The sequence below is a fragment of the Diplocloster modestus genome (assembly GCF_019042245.1).
In the GTDB taxonomy this organism is placed as follows: Bacteria; Bacillota; Clostridia; order Lachnospirales; family Lachnospiraceae; genus Diplocloster; species Diplocloster modestus.
Map to the genome: position 1 here is coordinate 52,376 of NZ_JAHQCX010000017.1, position 18,497 is coordinate 70,872.

At 48.9% G+C, this 18,497-nt stretch carries 18 protein-coding genes; 4 read left to right on the forward strand and 14 right to left on the reverse strand.

Annotation, left to right across the window (positions count from 1 at the left end; all coding sequences use genetic code 11):
• Positions 1 to 30: 30 nt before the first annotated feature.
• From leuB to KTH90_RS19615, 4 genes are all read right to left on the reverse strand, one after another.
• The gene (leuB, locus tag KTH90_RS19600; RefSeq protein WP_158354973.1) at positions 31 to 1,113 is read right to left on the reverse strand and encodes a 3-isopropylmalate dehydrogenase; all 1,083 of its coding nucleotides are present in this window, start codon (positions 1,111 to 1,113) and stop codon (positions 31 to 33) included.
• A gap of 266 nt (positions 1,114 to 1,379) precedes the next feature.
• On the reverse strand, positions 1,380 to 1,613 hold the full coding sequence (locus KTH90_RS19605) for a cupin domain-containing protein (RefSeq protein WP_330656117.1): 234 nt from the start codon (positions 1,611 to 1,613) through the stop codon (positions 1,380 to 1,382).
• 17 nt (positions 1,614 to 1,630) lie between these two features.
• A complete protein-coding gene (locus KTH90_RS19610; RefSeq protein ID WP_158354971.1) occupies positions 1,631 to 2,602 on the reverse strand; it encodes an alpha/beta hydrolase in 972 nt (323 codons plus the stop codon).
• A 14-nt stretch (positions 2,603 to 2,616) separates the two neighbouring features.
• The gene (locus tag KTH90_RS19615) at positions 2,617 to 3,159 is read right to left on the reverse strand and encodes a flavodoxin family protein (protein ID WP_158354969.1); all 543 of its coding nucleotides are present in this window, start codon (positions 3,157 to 3,159) and stop codon (positions 2,617 to 2,619) included.
• 126 nt (positions 3,160 to 3,285) lie between these two features.
• Here KTH90_RS19615 and KTH90_RS19620 point away from each other — a divergent pair, with 126 nt between their 5' ends.
• Positions 3,286 to 3,726, forward strand: coding sequence for a MerR family transcriptional regulator (locus tag KTH90_RS19620; protein ID WP_158354967.1), 441 nt, complete (start codon positions 3,286 to 3,288; stop codon positions 3,724 to 3,726).
• 132 nt (positions 3,727 to 3,858) lie between these two features.
• Here KTH90_RS19620 and yajC read toward each other — a convergent pair whose 3' ends face one another.
• The 4 genes from yajC to KTH90_RS19640 form a co-directional block, all read right to left on the reverse strand.
• Entirely contained in the window at positions 3,859 to 4,161 is a 303-nt protein-coding gene (yajC, locus tag KTH90_RS19625) for a preprotein translocase subunit YajC (RefSeq protein WP_158354965.1), read from the reverse strand.
• 141 nt (positions 4,162 to 4,302) lie between these two features.
• A complete protein-coding gene (tgt, locus tag KTH90_RS19630) occupies positions 4,303 to 5,433 on the reverse strand; it encodes a tRNA guanosine(34) transglycosylase Tgt (RefSeq protein WP_158354963.1) in 1,131 nt (376 codons plus the stop codon).
• A 157-nt stretch (positions 5,434 to 5,590) separates the two neighbouring features.
• Positions 5,591 to 7,234, reverse strand: a complete 1,644-nt coding sequence (locus tag KTH90_RS19635) for a M56 family metallopeptidase (RefSeq protein ID WP_238727308.1) — start codon at positions 7,232 to 7,234, stop codon at positions 5,591 to 5,593.
• Positions 7,227 to 7,646, reverse strand: a complete 420-nt coding sequence (locus KTH90_RS19640) for a BlaI/MecI/CopY family transcriptional regulator (RefSeq protein WP_158354959.1) — start codon at positions 7,644 to 7,646, stop codon at positions 7,227 to 7,229. Before KTH90_RS19640 ends, KTH90_RS19635 begins: the two co-directional genes overlap by 8 nt.
• 488 nt (positions 7,647 to 8,134) lie before the next feature.
• Between KTH90_RS19640 and KTH90_RS19645 the strand changes: the two genes are divergently transcribed.
• The 3 genes from KTH90_RS19645 (at position 8,135) to aroC (ending at position 12,355) form a co-directional block, all read left to right on the forward strand.
• On the forward strand, positions 8,135 to 10,537 hold the full coding sequence (locus tag KTH90_RS19645; RefSeq protein WP_238727309.1) for a cation-translocating P-type ATPase: 2,403 nt from the start codon (positions 8,135 to 8,137) through the stop codon (positions 10,535 to 10,537).
• A gap of 281 nt (positions 10,538 to 10,818) precedes the next feature.
• Complete coding sequence (locus KTH90_RS19650) at positions 10,819 to 11,157, forward strand: cupin domain-containing protein (protein WP_158354955.1); 339 nt, start codon at positions 10,819 to 10,821, stop codon at positions 11,155 to 11,157.
• A gap of 97 nt (positions 11,158 to 11,254) precedes the next feature.
• Positions 11,255 to 12,355: a chorismate synthase gene (gene aroC, locus KTH90_RS19655; RefSeq protein ID WP_158354953.1), complete on the forward strand. Its 1,101-nt coding sequence runs from the start codon at positions 11,255 to 11,257 to the stop codon at positions 12,353 to 12,355.
• A 42-nt stretch (positions 12,356 to 12,397) separates the two neighbouring features.
• On the opposite strand, the gene KTH90_RS19660 is transcribed toward aroC, so the two are convergent.
• The 6 genes from KTH90_RS19660 to hisZ form a co-directional block, all read right to left on the reverse strand.
• Positions 12,398 to 12,748, reverse strand: a complete 351-nt coding sequence (locus KTH90_RS19660; RefSeq protein ID WP_158354951.1) for a hypothetical protein — start codon at positions 12,746 to 12,748, stop codon at positions 12,398 to 12,400.
• Positions 12,749 to 12,898: 150 nt separating this feature from the next.
• Positions 12,899 to 14,146, reverse strand: coding sequence for a bifunctional phosphoribosyl-AMP cyclohydrolase/phosphoribosyl-ATP diphosphatase HisIE (hisIE, locus tag KTH90_RS19665; protein ID WP_158354949.1), 1,248 nt, complete (start codon positions 14,144 to 14,146; stop codon positions 12,899 to 12,901).
• A gap of 124 nt (positions 14,147 to 14,270) precedes the next feature.
• Entirely contained in the window at positions 14,271 to 14,861 is a 591-nt protein-coding gene (hisB, locus tag KTH90_RS19670; protein WP_158354947.1) for an imidazoleglycerol-phosphate dehydratase HisB, read from the reverse strand.
• A gap of 117 nt (positions 14,862 to 14,978) precedes the next feature.
• On the reverse strand, positions 14,979 to 16,271 hold the full coding sequence (hisD, locus tag KTH90_RS19675; protein WP_158354945.1) for a histidinol dehydrogenase: 1,293 nt from the start codon (positions 16,269 to 16,271) through the stop codon (positions 14,979 to 14,981).
• A 140-nt stretch (positions 16,272 to 16,411) separates the two neighbouring features.
• Entirely contained in the window at positions 16,412 to 17,047 is a 636-nt protein-coding gene (hisG, locus tag KTH90_RS19680) for an ATP phosphoribosyltransferase (RefSeq protein WP_158354935.1), read from the reverse strand.
• Between the two features lie 2 nt (positions 17,048 to 17,049).
• A complete protein-coding gene (gene hisZ, locus KTH90_RS19685) occupies positions 17,050 to 18,315 on the reverse strand; it encodes an ATP phosphoribosyltransferase regulatory subunit (RefSeq protein WP_158354933.1) in 1,266 nt (421 codons plus the stop codon).
• Between the last annotated feature and the right edge of the window lie 182 nt (positions 18,316 to 18,497).

Genomic DNA, 18,497 nt, shown 5'->3' on the forward strand with positions numbered 1-18,497 from the left:
CCCTTTACTGTACCTGTTTTCTTGTTTCATTCAGATCCTCTGCACGATCAGATCTCCCATCTGCGCAGTCCCAACCTGAGCGCAGCCTTCCGATTCGATATCCACCGTCCGGTAACCTTCCTTCAGCACCTGCTTCACGGCCGCTTCCACCGCGTCCGCCTCCTGGTCCAGATCCAGGGAGTATCGGAGCAGCATCGCTGCGGACAGAATCGTGGCGATCGGATTGGCGATTCCTTTACCGGCGATATCCGGAGCCGATCCATGGCTGGGCTCATACAGGCCAAGCTTCGTATCATTTAAGCTGGCGGATGACAGCATACCGATGGAACCGGTCACCATGCTGGCCTCATCGGAAAGAATATCCCCGAACATGTTCTCCGTCAGGATCACATCGAACTGGCCCGGATTCTTCACTAACTGCATGGCACAGTTATCTACCAGCATATGCTCCAAAGCCACATCCGGATAATCCGCCGCCACTTCCTGAACCACTTTTCTCCACAATCTCGAGGAATCCAGCACATTGGCCTTGTCCACGCTGGTCACTTTCTTTCGCCTCTTTCTGGCGACGTCAAATCCTCTTATGGCAATTCTTCTGATTTCGTTTTCGTTATATGTAAGCGTATCGACAGCTGTCGTGAGACCATTTTCTTCAAATGTTTTACGTTCTCCGAAATATAGACCTCCGGTCAGTTCCCTCATAATTAACATGTCGAATCCGTCGCCGATGATTTCGTCCCGAAGCGGGCAGGCGGCCTTTAATTCATCATACAGAACAGCCGGTCTTAGATTTGCAAATAGATTTAATTCTTTTCTGATTTTCAGCAGTCCGGCTTCCGGGCGCAGCTCCGGTGCCAGCTTATACCAGGGCGAGGTAGTCGTATCCCCCCCTATGGAACCCATCAAAACCGCATCACTCTTCTTCGCGGCGGCTACAGTCTCATCTGTCAGCGGGACTCCGGTGGCATCGATGGAGGCGCCTCCTAACAGCAATTCCTGATATTCAAATTCATGCCCATATTTTTCAGCAATCCGGTCCAGTACTTTCCTGGCCTCAGCTACGATCTCGGGGCCAATCCCGTCTCCCGGAATCAACGCAATATGATAGTTCATTGTCCTCTCTCCTTTGTTCCTTTAACCTAAATAGAGTTTCGTTTACGAAACTCTCCGCCAGCGGCGGGCCGCGCAAACGGCATCTTCCTTTCCGCTGCAGTGCGATCCCCCGGAGGGGCTTTTTCTTCATTAGGAGCACTTTCCTATTCAAGAAAAAGCGATATTAGTATCATGATAGCCTATTTCTTTCGAGATTTCAACTATTTCTTCAATTAACCGGGTCCATGATTCCGGTACTGGGAATGAAAAGAACACCTCCCAAGCATCTAAGCTTGAGAGGTGTACAGGCTGCAGTAAAGTTCATCCGTCACAGGCTCCAGCCACTCATTTGAAGTATCCACACCCGGACACTCTACGGCCAGATGGCTGAACCAAGTGTCCGCTTTCGCTCCGTGCCAGTGTTTTACTCCTGCAGGGATCGTAACGACTGTTCCCGGTTTCAGGCTCTGTGCGTCCTTGCCATCCTCCTGATACCAGCCTTCGCCGTCTACGCATTTCATCTGCATTTTACATAATTTTACAATCTGGCCCTGAAAAATTCCGCCATCTGGTCAAATGGGATAATATCCATCTGATCGTAAAGATCTGTATGGACAGCCCCGGGGATAATAAGAAGTTCCTTGTTGTCACCCTTCAGTTTTTCAAAGGCATCTTTACTAAAATAGCAGGAATGCGCCTTTTCACCGTGAATCAGGAGAACAGCGCTACGGATCTCGCTGCTATACTGCAGAATAGGCATATTTAAGAACGACAAAGCAGACGTTATATTCCAACCGTCATTGGAATTTAACGATCTCTTGTGGTAACCGCGCCTTGTCTTATAATAATCATGATAATCTTTTACATAGAACGGCGCGTCTGCCGGCAGAGGATCAACAACACCGCCGCCCCTGGCATATTCTCCAGTTTTGTAATCATTGGTTCTTTGCGCATTCAGGGCTTTACGTTTCTCATAACGGGTCTCTTCGCTGTCCTCGGAATCAAAATAACCTTTTGCGTTTACCCGGCACATATCATACATGGTAGAAGCCGCCGTCGCCTTAATTCTCGTATCGATTGCGGCCGCATTTAACGCCATCCCTCCCCATCCACAGATACCGATAATACCAATTTTTTCAGGATCGACCTTATCCTGAACGGACAGGAAATCCACCGCGGCCTGAAAATCCTCTGTATTTATATCCGGGGAAGCCACATAACGGGGAGTTCCGCCGCTTTCCCCCGTAAAGGAAGGGTCAAATGCGATTGTCAAAAATCCCTTTTCCGCCATAGTCTGCGCGTATAAACCAGACGCCTGTTCTTTCACCGCGCCAAAAGGACCGCTTACCGCGATAGCGGAAAGTTTCCCCTTTGCGTCTGCCGGCACATATAAGTCTGCCGCCAAAGTGATTCCATAGCGGTTATGAAACGTAACTTTACTATGATTTACCTTATCGCTTTTGGGAAATGTCTTATCCCATTCTTCTGTCAAATGTAATTTCTCTTCCATTTTATCATCCTCCTTTATTTGATGGAAGCGCCCATATCATAGGCCTTTTTCAGAGACGGATGGCCTTTTATTTCACCTGCATCATTTACTCCTCCTGCGAATACCGTGCCAGATAAATGGCATTTGCCATAACAGGCGATCCAGCCTTCCAAGCCCTGGACTGCTCTTTCGTCCACGCCATCCCCCTCTTCCGCCGCCGAGGACAGAAAATAAATATCCCGAAAAGCATAGTCTGCCGTGTAGAGCGCATTCGCACGGTCGAGCAATGTCTTCATCTGTCCGCTCATTTCATAATAGTAAATCGGGGTGGCAAATACGATTACATCTGCCGTTTTCATTTTCTCCGCGATTTCAACCGCATCATCTTTTATGACACAGCGGCGCAGCGTCAGACAGGTCAGACAGCCTTTACAAAAAGCGATGGACTTGTCCTTTAAAGATATTTTTTCCACATCATTCCCTGCCGCTTTCGCACCCTCTATGAAAGAATCTGCCAGTATCTCCGAGTTGCTGCGATTTCTTAAACTGGTGCTGATAACAAGAACTTTCCTGGTCATCCTGTATAACCTCCTTAAATGTCAGATTGTTATTTTTTCCAATCTGTGATATTATCATGATAATACCTGAACCTGACTCCAGGTCAAGAACTTTTTATTCAATATGTTTAAGGGAGGTAATTCTATATGTATACGATAGGACAAGTATCAGAGATGTTCCAACTGCCCATTTCGACTCTCCGCTATTATGACAAAGAGGGGCTGTTCCCCGACATAAAGCGTTCTTCCGGCATCCGCAAATTTGGAGAAAAGGAACTTGAAGCCCTCCGGGTAATCGAATGCCTGAAAAAATCCGGTATGGAAATAAAGGATATCAAACAATTTATGGTATGGTGCTCTGAGGGAAGCGATACTTACCCGCAGCGGCTGGACCTTTTTCTGAATCGAAAGGAAGTGGTGGACGCAGAATTAAGAAGATTGGAAAAAGTGCTGGATATGCTCCGCTTCAAATGCTGGTATTACGAACAGGCGCTAAAAGACGGTAATGAAAACCGTCTGAACGAAATGCTGCCGGATAAACTGCCGGATGAAATACAAGCCATTTATAACCATGCCCACCAAGATTAGTTCAAAAAATAAAACGGACAACGTTCTATCTTATTTTATCCCTATACTGTAAAGAGTCAAAAAAATACTGCCGCATCTGCGATGATTCCATCGTCCGTGCGGCAGCAAGCCTGTCTGTTTTTTCAATAAATTTTATTCGATTTCCGCTTTTTCCACATCTGCGATCGCGGATTTTTTCATTGGAATCCTGCAGTTTTTGTTACTGCCGAATTCTACGATCACATCTTCGTCGGTAATATCGATAATGACGCCGTAAAATCCGCTGGTAGTGATGACGCTGTCGCCGATTTCAACAGAGGACAGCAGCGCGGCCATTCTCTTTTGCTCTTTTTTCTGAGGACGGATCGCGATAAAATACATCAGACCGCCAAACACAACAACATAAAAAATCAACAGCACCCAGGGACTGCCTCCGCCTTGTGTTGCTAATAACATAATAGTTCCTCCTAATCTCACTATAATCTCTCCTGGTATTTTTACCCATTACGTCCATTCTACACAATTGCCAAAGATTCATCAAGTACTTTCTCATATTTTATAATTTTTTAATACTTATAAGAGGGGACTGTCGCCCGTTTACTCCCCCGCACGCATACGGGCTATTTTCCCCGCCTTATATTCCTGGTAACGCCCAGCTTCAATGGCGTCACGTATTTCAGTCATCATGGTGTTATAGAAATAGAGATTGTGAAGGACACACAGCCGCATGCCCAGCATCTCTTTGGCCTTGAGCAGATGCCTGATGTAGGCCCGGCTGTATCTGCGGCAGGCGGGACACTGGCACCCCTCTTCTAATGGCCGGGCATCCAGTTCATATTTGGCGTTAAACAGATTTAACTTACCATGGTTCGTGTATACATGGCCGTGCCGGCCGTTTCGGGTGGGGTATACACAGTCGAAGAAGTCCACCCCCCGGTCCACGCCTTCCAAGATATTTTCCGGAGTCCCGACTCCCATCAGATAGGTAGGCTTATCCACCGGCAGATGGGGGACCGTCGCGTCCAGGATCCGGTACATCTCTTCGTGGCTCTCACCTACGGCCAGGCCGCCGATGGCATAACCATCCAGATCGAGGGCGGCGATTTCCTTCGCATGGCCAATCCGGATATCCTCAAAGATGGCTCCCTGGTTGATCCCGAACAGCATTTGATGAGGGTTGATGGTCTCGGGCAGGGAATTTAATCTGGCCATCTCCTCTTTACAGCGCAGAAGCCAGCGGGTGGTCCGGGCTACCGAGTCTTCCACGTATTTTCGCTCTGCCACACTGGATGGGCACTCGTCGAAGGCCATCGCGATCGTGGAAGCCAAGTGGGATTGGATCTGCATACTCTGTTCCGGTCCCATGAAGATCTTGCGGCCGTCGATGTGTGAATGGAAGTAGACCCCCTCTTCCTTGATTTTCCGAAGCCCTGCCAGGGAAAACACCTGGAATCCACCGGAGTCGGTCAAAATCGGTTTGTCCCAGACCATGAATTTGTGCAGGCCGCCCATTTTGTAGACGACATCGTCTCCGGGTCTGACGTGCAGATGATAGGTATTGGATAATTCCACCTGGGTGCCGATGGCGTTCAGATCTTCTGTGGATACGGCTCCTTTAATTGCCGCCGCGGTTCCGACATTCATAAATACAGGGGTCTGAATCACACCATGAACGGTGTGGAACTCCCCTCTTTTTGCTTTTCCGTCCTGTTTCAGTAATCGGTACATTTTATTCTCCATAATTTATAAGTAGTAGTGTTGTCCTAACATTCTGTTAGAGTGTATCATATACCTGGATAAGATTCAATAGAGAGGGGAGCGGCTTCTGCGGCAGGTGAAATCACGGTATAAGTGCTGGATATACAAGCCGGACCGGGTTCTGTGTTTAAGTTTGATCTGGTTCCTCTTTGGAAAAACGGCAGGTAAGCAGATAGACGAGATCATAGGTGCGCAGTGTTTCTTCATCTGTGGGATCTATGGAGATCACTTCCAAACGGTTGTCTGCGTCCATGATCAGCTGGGCCAGAATGATCGGCCGGCCTTCTTCTATGGAAGTTTCTTTTTCTGCCGGCAGATCCCCCAGACATCCATAGGCGGCCCCTATAAATTGGGGTTCCTGCGGCAGCCTTACACTCCACTTTGTCGTAACCTCTGATTCCGGATTCAAACGCTTGCGAATGAATCCTTCCGGTATCTGCCGGATGCCGGCGCGCCAGCCGATCTCCTGATTTTCCCGAAAGATCGCGTCGGAGTCAAAGGCTGCTGTAAGCTCCCCTTTTTTCTCGCTTAAGGGCAGTGTCTGCTGTCCCAGTATGTCCTGTAACTCCCCTTTTTCCCACATCTCCAGCTGCAGCGTTACTCTCCGGTATGACCCATCGGTTTCATAGGAATATTTGGCGGCAGTGCCGCTTATTTCCCTGTTGGTGATTTCATTTTCTTCCTCCTGCGTCAGGTCGAGCCTTGTCAAAAGATCCCGCCCGGCTCCCGGCTGCTGCAGTTTGAACAGGCCGCCTGCCAGAAGCAGGAGGAGCGCTGCCGCAAGAGCTGCTGCCACCGCTGTGCCAAGCCGTTTTTTCCGGCTGTTCATCACATTTTTCAGACGCCCTTCGAGTGATTTCCTGTTTTCTGAAAATCCGGTGGAGAACGCTCCGCCCGGCTGTCTTGCACAAGAGACCGCGGAAAGGAGAACCAGCGCATAGGCTTTTTTCCCGGAGAGGCCGGAATCTTTTATAACCAATTCGTCGCAGCGGCACTCCATATCTTTGTACGCCTCCCGGCGCATCAGATACACAAGGGGATGAAACCAGTAGAGAGCGTTCACGATCAGGAACAGCAGCTTATACCACAGATCATGCTGCCTGATATGATACAATTCGTGTTTTAGCAGATAGCGCAGCTCCTGTTCTTCCATCTTCCGCTGCGGCAGGCAGATCCTGTGCCGTATATATCCAAAGGCGCAGGGAAGGCTCATTTCGCTGCTCCACATCAACTCGATCCGGCCTGGATTTAAGCCCAGCTGTTCACACAGTATTAAAAAGGTGTTCCGGGTCACGGGGTCGGTGACCTCTGCCGCACTCCTCTTTAATTTTTCTGCGAACAAAAGATACCCGGTCAGGTAGGACAGGAGAAAACCGATGGCTGTCAGCGCCCATATCCACATCAGAACCGTAAGAATATTGGAGTCACCTGCCGATGCCGCGTCTTTCCCCGGTTTGCCGGCTGATGATTTCGCTTCTTTTTCTGCGTCCTGATGCAGTTTGTTACCGCCTCCCTGTATGACCTGGCCCGCCGGTTCATTTTCAGCGACTGACGTGGCTGCCCGCATTTCTCCATCCGGAATCTGCACGTGAAATACCGCCTCCGGAAATGGAACCGGAATCAGCAGGCGGACAGCCAGCATGAACCAGATTCCTTTTTTCCAGCTCATGCGGATTCGCTGGTTCAGGAATCTGGAAAACAGCAGCAGCGGCAGAAGGAGTACCCCGGTGGTGACAGACACGGCCGCCATGTTCAGAATAAACTCAGTCATGGATATCCCCCTCTCCCGCCAGCTCATCGATCATCTTTTTTAGTTCCAGCAGATCTTCTTTTTGTATCGCTTTGCCATTATATAAGGAAGCTACCATATCCGGAAAGGAATTTCGGTACAGCTTTTTCAGCATAGTCTTCCCCTCCGCCGCCTTATACGATTCTTCTGATACAGCCGGGCGGTAATAATTATTGCGCCCGTGTTTTTCACAGATCAGAAACCCTTTTTGTGTCAGCCGGGACAATACAGTCATCAGCGTGGGAAGCGCCCAGTCCCGGCCCGTCTGCTCAGAAAGGATATAGCTTGCGCTTACCGGTTCCTCACATTTCCACACGACCTGCATAATCTCCAGCTCCGCTTCCGGCAGATGCTTCCCGCATAACCGATTATACTCCGACTCTCCTGTTCTCATTTGATACAGTCCTCCCTTTATCGGCAAAATATTATACACTTGTATAATCACAATTATATTATACAAGTGTGTAATATTGCTGTCAATGCCTGTTTAGGAATATTAATCAAAACTGCCGGGAGGGGACTGGCATCTTTCGGTAGTAAAGTGAAACCTTCCAGCAACTACGTGGAGAAAGGGGCCTGTCCCCGGATGTTGACTCGAATAGACCCGAATCCGGGGAAACAGACGTTTTTTTCTTCGCATAAGCCGGCATCCCGGGACAGGTATTTTTTCTTCGAATAAGCCGGCATCCGGGGACAGGCCCCTTTCTCCACGCAGCCGCCATAAGGTTTCACTTTACTGCCGAAAGATGCCAGTCCCCTCTTGTAATATTTAGAATATTATAAGAGAAAATTTATATTTTTTTAAATGACAATATGAGAAATAGCGTTATAATAGATAACATAGAATATATTGGAACAATACGAAAAATGGAGATTATCCGAATGAATGCACAACTCGAAAAAGGGATTGATATCCGCGGCGGCCTGACCTCTGAGGAGGTCGAACAGCGGCTGAATGACGGCCGGTTTAATTATCAGGAGGATGCCAACGCAAAGAGTATCAAACAGATCATAAGAGACAACCTCCTGACGTTTTTCAACTTAATCAATGCGGTCTTAGCCGGCCTGATTATATTCGTCGTTTCCTTTAAGAATCTGTTCTTTCTGGGAATCGTGATTTGCAACACCGCGATCGGGATATTCCAGGAAATCCGTGCGAAAAAAACCCTGGACAAACTATCCCTGATCACCGCCTCCAAAGTGACCGTCCGCAGAAATCACAAATCCGAGAAGATTTCCGTCGATGACGTGGTGCTGGACGATATCATGCTGCTCACTACCGGCAATCAGATCTGCGCCGACTCTGTGGTCCGCCAGGGAACCCTTGAGGTGAATGAATCCCTGATCAGCGGGGAATCCGATATCATTGTGAAGCGTCCGGGAGACCATCTGTTTTCCGGCAGCTTTGTGGTATCCGGCCAGGCGGCTGTCCAGGTGGAGCATGTGGGGGAAGATAATTTTGCTTTTAAAATCATGTCCGAAGCCCGTAAATTAAAAAAACACTCCTCCGAGCTGCAGCGTTCCATCAATATTATCCTGAAGATCATCAGTATTCTGATCGTCCCGCTGGGCGCCGGTTTGTTTGCCAGCCAGTATTTCATCAGCGAAGCCGCCTTTGCCGACTCCGTCGTCAATATGGTGGCGGCCGTTCTGGGTATGATACCGGAGGGCTTGGTGCTGCTGACCAGTATCGCGCTGGCCGTCGGTGTCATTCATCTGGGTAAACGCCAGGTCCTGGTACACGAGCTGTTCTGTATCGAGACATTGGCCCGGGTGGATGTTCTGTGTCTGGACAAAACCGGTACGCTGACCGAGGGTACCATGAAGGTGGAGGACTTGATTTTACTTGAGGAGAATGTCCCCGCGGAAGAAATTATAGGAAATATCATGCACAGCCTTCAGGATGACAACGCCACCTTTATGGCGATGAAGGAACATTTCCCGGAATACCAGAACTATCGGGCTGTCCATACGATCCCGTTCTCTTCGGCCAGAAAGTACAGTGGTGTATCCTTTGAGGGAAAAGGAACCTATATCATGGGCGCTTATGAGTTTATGTTCCCCCAGGAAGATTCTTTCCTGCGCCAGAAAATAGATATGCACACATCCAAGGGAATCCGGGTCCTTGTACTGGCCCACAGTCCCGCTATGGCCGAAGGGACCGGTCTGCCGGAGCACTTAAAAGCCTGTGCTATCATCCTGTTAAGCGATGTCATCCGCAGCGATGCCAAAGAAACACTTCGCTATTTTGCCGAGCGCGATGTCCGGCTGATGGTCATCTCCGGGGATAATCCAGCCACCGTAGCCAATATAGCGAGAAAGGCAGGTCTTAATGGGGCCGATGCCTACGTAGATGCCACGAAACTGAAAACAAAAAAAGAGATTCAGGAAGCTGTTGAAAAATACCAGGTATTCGGACGGGTCACACCGGAGCAGAAAAAAGAAATCGTGCTTGCTCTGAAAAAGGCCAAACATACTGTTGCCATGACCGGCGACGGTGTCAACGACGTACTGGCGTTAAAGGAGGCCGACTGCAGTATCGCCATGGCGGCCGGAAGCGATGCCGCCAAAAACTGTTCCAATCTGGTACTGCTGGATTCCAATTTCGGATCCATGCCCTATATCGTGCGGGAAGGCCGCCGTGTCATCAACAATATCCAGAGCGCTGCGTCCCTTTTTCTGGTCAAGACGATCTTTTCCCTGATCCTGACCATTATGTCTTTGCTGATCAGTGCCTCCTATCCTTTCATACCCATCCAGCTGTCGATTATCAGTATGTGGGCCGTCGGTATTCCCACCTTTGTGCTTTCATTGGAACCGAATTTTAACCGGGTCAGCGGAAGCTTTTTAAAGAACGTATTACAAAATGCGCTGACCGGTGCGCTGACCATCGTACTGGAGATTATCTGCATTACCGCATTTTGCCGGCTGTTTGAAACCTCTGTGTCCGTGCGTTCTACCATGTGTGTCCTCACCACCGGTATCACCAGCCTGTATATGATCCGAAAGGTATATCCGCTGGAATCGGTTCTTCGCAAGGTCATCTATTATATGATGTTTTTCCTTTTCCTGGTAAGCCTGCTCCTGGTGCCGGATATGTTAAATATGGTGGACATTAAGTTCCGGGAGATCATCGTGGTTCTGGGGCTGGTGCTCTTTACTCCGCATATTATAGATACTATTTATGAGATTCTGAATTATGGGAAACGGGGATATCGGAAAATTGCTTCTTATTTCCGCAATCGGAAACGGCAGAACTCCGCTGCTCCTAAGGTTCTTCCGTAGTTGTTTGCGGAAGGCTGCAAAGATATCGGTGGAGGGGGACTGGCACCTTTCGGCAGTAAAGACAGGCTTTCGGGCAGCTGCGTGGAGAAAGGGGCCTGTCCCCTCCCATAATTAACCGTGAAAGGCACCTTTCCAGTGTTTTTTATTGACAGCTGGAATCGGAAAGTGTACGATATTATACACTTAGGGATTATTATGAGCCCGCACACATGTGGGAATTGAAAATAATAAGCGGCGCTTTTTTGGTCGCGGTTCGTTTTGATTGAGCAGGGGGAAAATACATGATTAGGAGAGAAGAAGGCAGACGCGTTTCGAATCGTTTTGGAGGGAAAGGCGAGATCGAATTGTATCCGGTGTTAAATGAGGAGGATTTGATGGGGAAGGGCGAGGTTATGCTGCGCATGGTACTGCCGCCCGGGTCGTCTATCGGTTATCACCAGCATTTAGGGAACTTCGAGGTTTATTATGTTCTCTCCGGAGAAGGGATCTTTCAAGATCAGAAGGAGGAGAAGTCCATTCGGGCTGGGGAAGCCGGACTGATCCGGCCTGGCCAGTATCATGGACTTATGAATACCGGAAGCCAGGACATGGTACTGGTTGCTGTCGTCCTCTATGCATAGTTTTATTTTGTGGGATAAGACAGATCCGCTTGCGGAACTTTTTTGTCCGAACTCAGGTTTGAATAAATAATCAAATACGATAAGGAGTTGACTTCAAATGTCCGGATCTACATATGGAACTGTATTTAAAATAGCTACCTGGGGCGAATCTCATGGTAATGGTATCGGCGTGGTGGTGGATGGCTGCCCGAGTGGTCTTGCGCTGACGGAAGAAGATATTCAGGTATATTTGGACCGGCGTAAACCGGGTACGTCCAAATTCGCTACACAGCGCAAGGAAGGGGATCTGGTGGAGATAATCTCCGGCGTTTTTGAGGGCCGTACCACCGGGACACCCATCGCTATGCTGGTGCGTAATACGGATCAGCGTTCCAAGGATTACAGTGAAATCGCCAATTATTACCGGCCGGGCCACGCAGATCTGAATTTTGATGTAAAATATGGTTTCCGGGATTACCGCGGCGGCGGACGTTCTTCCGGTAGGGAGACGATCGCCCGGGTGGCCGCAGGCGCTGTCGCATGTAAGCTTCTCCAGACGCTGGGGGTCACTTTAACCACTTATACGAAGTCCATCGGACCGGTGGATGCAAACCCCAAATGCTTTGATCCGGAAGAGATTTACCGTAACCCGTTCCATATGCCTGATCCGGTCGCTGCCGGGGAGGCTGCCGCCTATCTGCAGGAATGTATGCATAATCAAAATTCATCCGGCGGCGTCATCGAATGTGTGATTCGGAATTTTCCCCAGGGGGCCGGTGAACCCGTTTTTGAAAAACTGGATGCTAACCTGGCCAAAGCTATTATGTCCATTGGCGCCGTGAAAGGGTTTGAAATCGGGGACGGCTTTGCCGCTGCCCGGGCTACCGGACTGGACAATAATGACCCCTACGGTATCGACGCTTCCGGTAATATCAGGAAAGCAACAAACCACGCCGGGGGAATTCTGGGGGGTATCAGCGACGGTTCCGATATTATTTTCCGGGCCGCGGTCAAACCAACACCATCAATCGCTGCCCCGCAGATGACGGTCAACCGCAGTCAGGAGTCTCAGGAAATCTGCATCAAGGGGCGTCACGATCCGGTTATCGTCCCCAGGGCCGTAGTGGTAGTGGAATCTATGGCAGCTGTTGCCCTGATCGACATGTTGTTCCAGAGTATGACTTCCCGCCTGGATAAAATTACGGAATTTTTCAAATGATATCCGGCTGAAGAACGGCTGAAAAAGGCAATTCCCGAAGGATCAGGAATCCTCCGGGAATAATTGATTTTTCACATCCTGGATATAGGCGGATACGTCTTCTGCTTCTATCGTGTCAGAAAACGTGGAAACAATTCTCTGGCTGTCATACTGAAAAACAGAAGCCCCCGTCGTGTATAGTACGAGGAATCCCAGAAAAAGAACAACAGCAATGACACAGCGCACTTTGAAAAAGCTAACCTTTCCTTCTGTCTCCTGCTGTTCCTGCGTTCTTCCGTATCTGGGATGAATCAGGCCGGGATTGCGAAATGCAGATTCACCATGACTGGAAGACATGGTTGCTCTGGCTTCTGCCAACAGCTGCTGCCGGTATTCCATCGGGTTTTTGGGCATCTTATTTCCTCCTTATTCTCAGTCAGGACAGCGCATCCTGTACATTTGGAATAACTTATCCATCCTTTTGTATACTATATGTGAGAAATTTGAGGTTTATGCCGCAATTTGAGGTTTGTGCCGCCTGACCGGTATGATCTGTCTGCATTTCTATCTTCTGGCCAGTTCTCTCATGATATCGTCCCAGGTCACGCCCCGTTCCGCCATCAAAACCATAACATGATACAGGAAATCTGATATTTCATATTTTATCTCTTCCGGATCGGGATTCTTAGCGGCTATGATGATCTCCGTCGCTTCTTCCCCCACCTTTTTCAGGATCTTGTCGATTCCCTTATCGAACAGATAGTTCGTGTAGGACCCCTCCTTCGGATGCTCTTTGCGGTCCATGATAACACCATAGACATCCTCGAACACTTTCCGGGGATTGGTCTCATCGTACTGTTTTTTCACCAGTTCGTTGAAAAAGCAGGAAACCGCTCCCGTATGGCACGCTGCTCCCACCTGGGATACCCTTGCCAGGATCGTGTCCTTATCACAGTCCGCACTCAGCGAGCGGACATACTGGAAATGTCCGGACGTCAGGCCCTTCACCCACAGTTCGCTGCGGCTTCTGCTCCAATAAGTCATTCGTCCTGTCTGCAGAGTCACCCGAAAGGCTTCCTCGTTCATGTAGGCCAGCATCAGAACCTGGTCCGTGCGGTAATCCTGAACCACCACGGGAATCAGACCGTCACTGTTCAACTGAAACTCTTCCCAGGCTAACGCGCTCTCCATGACATCCATTGGATATCCCTTGGCCCGGAACTGTTCCTTTAACTGCATATAATCCACCGTGTCACGGCTCAATGACACGCTGGATACACCGGTAAGTGCGGACTGTTCCAGGTATCCGGGGATCGCAGCTTCCATGTCCACAGTCAGGAAAATAATCCAGGACATCACCATATTCCGCTCCACCAAACCGGCATCTTCCGAACCATAATAGACGACCAGAGAGGCGTTTTCCTGAATATCGGCGCGATGTGTTTGCAGAGATTCCAGATCATCTGCAGACACGGCGATCTTTTCTTTCCCGAAGCGTTTGGAAGCTTCCTTAAGAAGCGCTGTGTGGGCTTCGTTAGACAGCTCCAGCAGTGCTTTATCACATCCGGCGTAGAGAAGTTTCTTCACATCCTCCAGCCGTTTGATATTTCCGCCCGCGATGATGGGCAGATCCACCTTCCGGTAGATTTCTTTTATTTCCCCGATCACTTCGTCGTGACTGATATCATCTGCGGAGCAGTCCAGTATCAGCAGCGCATCGGCTCCCCGGTCTGCGAAGCTCTGAGCCTGCGCAAGCGCATTGTCCGAGCGGCCGTGGATTCTTATATATGGTATGAGTTTTTTCTTATTCATAAGATTTACCTTACACTCCTTACATTTGGCCCATTTAAGGAATTCCTTTAAATAATTCTGTTATGGATTTTTTACAGACTTCTATTTGATTCTATTTACAAGCTTCCTATTTACAGGATTCTATTTACAAGCTTCCTTTTGTAGACAGTACATTTTGTATTCTTCTGTCATACACGGTTGCCTCATCCAACGCTTTGGCGAAGGCCTTAAACATCGCCTCAATGATATGATGATTGTTGCTGCCGTACATCAGCTTCAGATGCAGGTTCATTCCGGCCGCATAGCTGACGGCATAGAAAAACTCCCGTACCATCTCTGTATCCAGATAGCCGACTCTGTCTGACGTAAATTCTGCGTCATAGACCAGATACGGCCGCCCGGACAAATCTACCGCGCACAGGACTAACGACTCGTCCATGGGAAGCATCAGGCTTCCATACCGTTTGATTCCCTGTTTGTTCCCCACGGCCTTGCGAATCGCGTTTCCCAGCACGATACCCGTATCTTCCACCGTGTGGTGACAGTCCACGATCAGATCGCCCTCCGCTTTCACGTCCAGGTCAAACAAGCCATGCCGTGCAAAGCCATTTAACATATGGTCGAAAAAACCGATTCCGGTATCGATCTGGGTCTTACCGCTTCCATCCAGATTCAGCTCCATTTTTATCTTTGTCTCACTGGTATTTCTCTCAACTCTTCCGATCCTCTGCTGCATGACACCTCTCCTATTCTTTCAAACGGCTACTTCATAAAATCGAAAAGATCGATCTATTATTTCGACCTTTTCAGACGATCTGCTAAACAGATCTATTACATAGCTGAAGCAAAATAATTATTCTTCAAAGCGGACTCTAATAGAATTGGCGTGGGCTGTCAGCCGTTCCGCCGTAGCGAATTTGATAATGTCCTCATGAACCGGTTCTAACGCCTCCCTGGAATAGTAGATGATACTGGACTTCTTGATAAAATCATCCACGCTTAGGGGGGAGAAGAACTTAGCTGTCCCGTTGGTGGGAAGCACATGGTTCGGTCCTGCAAAATAGTCGCCCAGCGGTTCACTGCTGTATTCACCGATAAATATCGCTCCCGCGTTCCGGATCTTTGTCATCACTTCAAAGGGATCGGCTGTCATAATCTCCAGATGCTCCGATGCGATCTCGTTGGCTGTCTCGACAGCTTCTTCCATATCCTTTGCCAGCAGAATATATCCGTAATGATCCAGGGATTCCTGCATGATTTCCGTACGGGAAAGCTCCGCCACGAAGGTTTCCACCTCTTTGGACACCTGTTCCGCCAGCTCCCTGCTGGTCGTGACCAGGATCGCGGACGCCATCTCGTCATGCTCTGCCTGGGACAGAAGGTCTGCCGCCACATAACGGGGATTGGCCGTCTCATCCGCCAATACCAGGATTTCACTGGGACCCGCGATAGAATCGATACTTACATGACCGTATACGGCCTTCTTGGCCAAAGCCACATAGATGTTCCCCGGCCCTACGATTTTATCTACCTTCGGCACGCTTTCCGTTCCGAAAGCCAGCGCGGCGACCGCCTGGGCTCCGCCCACCCGGTAGATCCGGTCGATGCCTGCCTCATTAGCCGCTACCAGGGTGACGGGATATACTTTTCCATCTTTCATCGGAGGAGTCGTCATAATAAGCTCTTCCACACCCGCGACTTTGGCCGGAAGCACATTCATCAGCACGGAAGAGGGATATGCCGCTTTTCCCCCGGGCACATAGACGCCCACCCGCTTTAACGGCGTCACTTTCTGTCCCAGCATGGAACCGTTGGGCTTGCTGTCGAACCAGCTGTACTGGCGCTGCTTCTCGTGGTATTCCACGATATTGGCCCTGGCCTTCCGGATGATCTCTACCAGCTCCGGATCGACCAGCGTGTAGGCTTCCTCGATCTCCTCTTTTGTAACCAGAATGTTATCAGCCGTAACTACAGTATGGTCAAACTTTTCGGTAAAGGAAAATAAGGCCTGATCCTTCTTTTGCTTTACTTCGTTTACGATCTGTGCCACCCGCTCTTCATACTCTCCGAAACTGGAAGGGCTTCTTTTGAGCAGCTGTTCCTGAAGATTTTTTCTGGATTCTTCCGTTATCTGTATGGTTTTCATGGTAACCTTGCCTCCTGTATACGGTACATCTGTATTTGTATTTCTGTATATAGTTGTATTTCTTCTTAATTATATTATATTTTTAAATTCATTAACATGCGTATCACTGTTATGCATATTGGCATGTATTCATATTTACGTTACAGAATACTCTTCAAATCCTGAATGATCCGGCTGATCCGCTCATTTTCCATCTTCATGCTGACCTGATTCACCACCATGCGCGCGGACAGCGGACACACCTCTTCCAAAACCTTCAGCCCATTTTCCTTAAGCGTGGAGCCGGTCTCCACGATATCCACAATCACTTCCGAAAGCCCAACGATCGGTGCCAGCTCGATCGAGCCGTTTAATTTAATAATTTCGACCGTCTGATGTTTCTTATTATAAAAATAATCCTTTGCGATATTCGGATACTTCGTTGCCACCCGGATCAGCTCATGATGCTTTAATAATTCCCGGGCAGATTCAGGCCCGCACACACACATCGTACATTTTCCAAAGCCCAGATCCAGCACCTCGTACATTCTCCGGCCCTCTTCCAGTATAGTATCCTTTCCGACGATCCCGATATCCGCAGCGCCGTACTCCACATAAGTGGGAACATCCGGTCCCTTGGACAGGAAAAACTTAAGTTTCAGCTCCTCGTTGACAAAGATCAGCTTTCTGGATCCCTTGTCCTTCATCTCTTCACAGGTAATGCCGATTTTTTCAAACATCTCCAGTGTTTTGCTGGCCAGCCGTCCTTTACCCAATGCAAATGTCAAATATCTCATTCTTACACTCCTTCAATCAGATCTTTCAGGTTCACGGTCTGCCTGCTTCCATCCGACATATGTATCATTTCGATCTTCCCATCAGGCCTTAGGATCAGCATTCCTCCGATCCGGTTCCGCCTGGCGTACTCCAGATATTCCGGCAGCTCATGATCCGGGCTTTTCAATACCATTTCGACCCGGGCTCCCGTCTTTCTAAGCCCCACGGCCAAAGGAATCGCTGCCTTGCGCAGCGGCTCTTCATAGATTAAAAGAGTTGTGCTGTTCGATAGAGGGATATCGATTTTCTGCCTGGACAGTGCCATCATCAGCTGGTCAATCACTATCGCGAAACCGATGGACGGGGCTTCCTTGCCAAAATGCCCCAGCAGATTATCATACCTGCCACCTTTCACGATCGCGTCTCCGGTTCCGTAGGTATAAGCCCTGAAAATCACCCCGGTATAATAATGATATTTACTGATCATCCCCAGATCAAAGGAAATATACGGTTCATAACCATAACAGCACAATACCTCATACAGCTCCCGCAGCCGTTCCAGCGCCTGTAAGGATCTGTCATTGCGGGTCAGTTCCTCCGCCGCATCCAGCACGGCAACACCGCCGAACAGCTCCGGCATTTTCAGAAATACCTTTTTGAGCTCCACACTGAGCTGCTGCTCCTCCACCAGTTCCTCGATTCCAAAATGATTTTTATTGGATATCAGTTCCCGGAGCATTTCCTCGGTGTCTTCTTCTATTCCGGCCTGATCCAGAAGCCCTTTGAAGAAATCAATCTGTCCGATACTCACCTGAAAATCTTTTAAACCTGCCTTCAGCAACGCTTCCACCACCAGTGCGATCACCTCAGCGTCTGCATCCACACTTCCGTCTCCGATCAGCTCCGCACCCATCTGGGTGGTCTCCTTTAACCTGCCCTGATAGCTGGAATGATTGATGAACGTATTTCCCATATAACACATGCGCAGCGGAAGCTTTTCATCCATAAAATATTTAGCCGCGGAACGCGCTACGGATGGCGTAATATCCGGCCTAAGTACCAGAGTATTCCCTTCCCGGTCAAAAAATTTGTACAACTCCCTGGACGGCGTGGTTCCGATCTCCTTGCTGAACACATCGAAAAACTCGATCGTGGGCGTCTGAATATCCCGGTATCCATATAGTTGCATAACCTGGCGTAGATTTTCCTGCAGCACATTTTTCCTGGCACATTCTTCATTATAAATATCCCGGACACCCTCCGGCGTATGTAATAATTGCTGTTTCATAACTGCCTCCGTTTCCTGCTCCTTGTTTCCTGGCCCTTGACGCCTGCATCAAAACTCCATCCTGTCAGTAGCAGGCCAGTCTTTTCATTCGCTTTCATCAGCTTTTTAGCAACTTTTTTCTTTATCGCTTTAAAGTGTTATTTCTCTAATTTGGTATCAAATTAAATCCCATTTATTATAAT

Bases quoted from the DNA above. Each gene is read 5' to 3' on its own strand.
- KTH90_RS19640 (WP_158354959.1), bottom strand. From the start codon at position 7,646: ATGAGAACAGGAGAGTCGGAGTATAATCGGTTATGCGGGAAGCATCTG.
- aroC (WP_158354953.1), top strand. From the start codon at position 11,255: ATGTCCGGATCTACATATGGAACTGTATTTAAAATAGCTACCTGGGGC.
- KTH90_RS19650 (WP_158354955.1), top strand. From the start codon at position 10,819: ATGATTAGGAGAGAAGAAGGCAGACGCGTTTCGAATCGTTTTGGAGGG.
- KTH90_RS19620 (WP_158354967.1), top strand. From the start codon at position 3,286: ATGTATACGATAGGACAAGTATCAGAGATGTTCCAACTGCCCATTTCG.
- KTH90_RS19610 (WP_158354971.1), bottom strand. From the start codon at position 2,602: ATGGAAGAGAAATTACATTTGACAGAAGAATGGGATAAGACATTTCCC.
- hisD (WP_158354945.1), bottom strand. From the start codon at position 16,271: ATGAAAACCATACAGATAACGGAAGAATCCAGAAAAAATCTTCAGGAA.
- hisG (WP_158354935.1), bottom strand. From the start codon at position 17,047: ATGAGATATTTGACATTTGCATTGGGTAAAGGACGGCTGGCCAGCAAA.
- hisIE (WP_158354949.1), bottom strand. From the start codon at position 14,146: ATGAATAAGAAAAAACTCATACCATATATAAGAATCCACGGCCGCTCG.
- KTH90_RS19635 (WP_238727308.1), bottom strand. From the start codon at position 7,234: ATGACTGAGTTTATTCTGAACATGGCGGCCGTGTCTGTCACCACCGGG.
- hisB (WP_158354947.1), bottom strand. From the start codon at position 14,861: ATGCAGCAGAGGATCGGAAGAGTTGAGAGAAATACCAGTGAGACAAAG.
- hisZ (WP_158354933.1), bottom strand. From the start codon at position 18,315: ATGAAACAGCAATTATTACATACGCCGGAGGGTGTCCGGGATATTTAT.
- yajC (WP_158354965.1), bottom strand. From the start codon at position 4,161: ATGTTATTAGCAACACAAGGCGGAGGCAGTCCCTGGGTGCTGTTGATT.
- leuB (WP_158354973.1), bottom strand. From the start codon at position 1,113: ATGAACTATCATATTGCGTTGATTCCGGGAGACGGGATTGGCCCCGAG.
- KTH90_RS19615 (WP_158354969.1), bottom strand. From the start codon at position 3,159: ATGACCAGGAAAGTTCTTGTTATCAGCACCAGTTTAAGAAATCGCAGC.
- KTH90_RS19645 (WP_238727309.1), top strand. From the start codon at position 8,135: ATGAATGCACAACTCGAAAAAGGGATTGATATCCGCGGCGGCCTGACC.
- KTH90_RS19660 (WP_158354951.1), bottom strand. From the start codon at position 12,748: ATGCCCAAAAACCCGATGGAATACCGGCAGCAGCTGTTGGCAGAAGCC.
- tgt (WP_158354963.1), bottom strand. From the start codon at position 5,433: ATGTACCGATTACTGAAACAGGACGGAAAAGCAAAAAGAGGGGAGTTC.
- KTH90_RS19605 (WP_330656117.1), bottom strand. From the start codon at position 1,613: ATGAAATGCGTAGACGGCGAAGGCTGGTATCAGGAGGATGGCAAGGAC.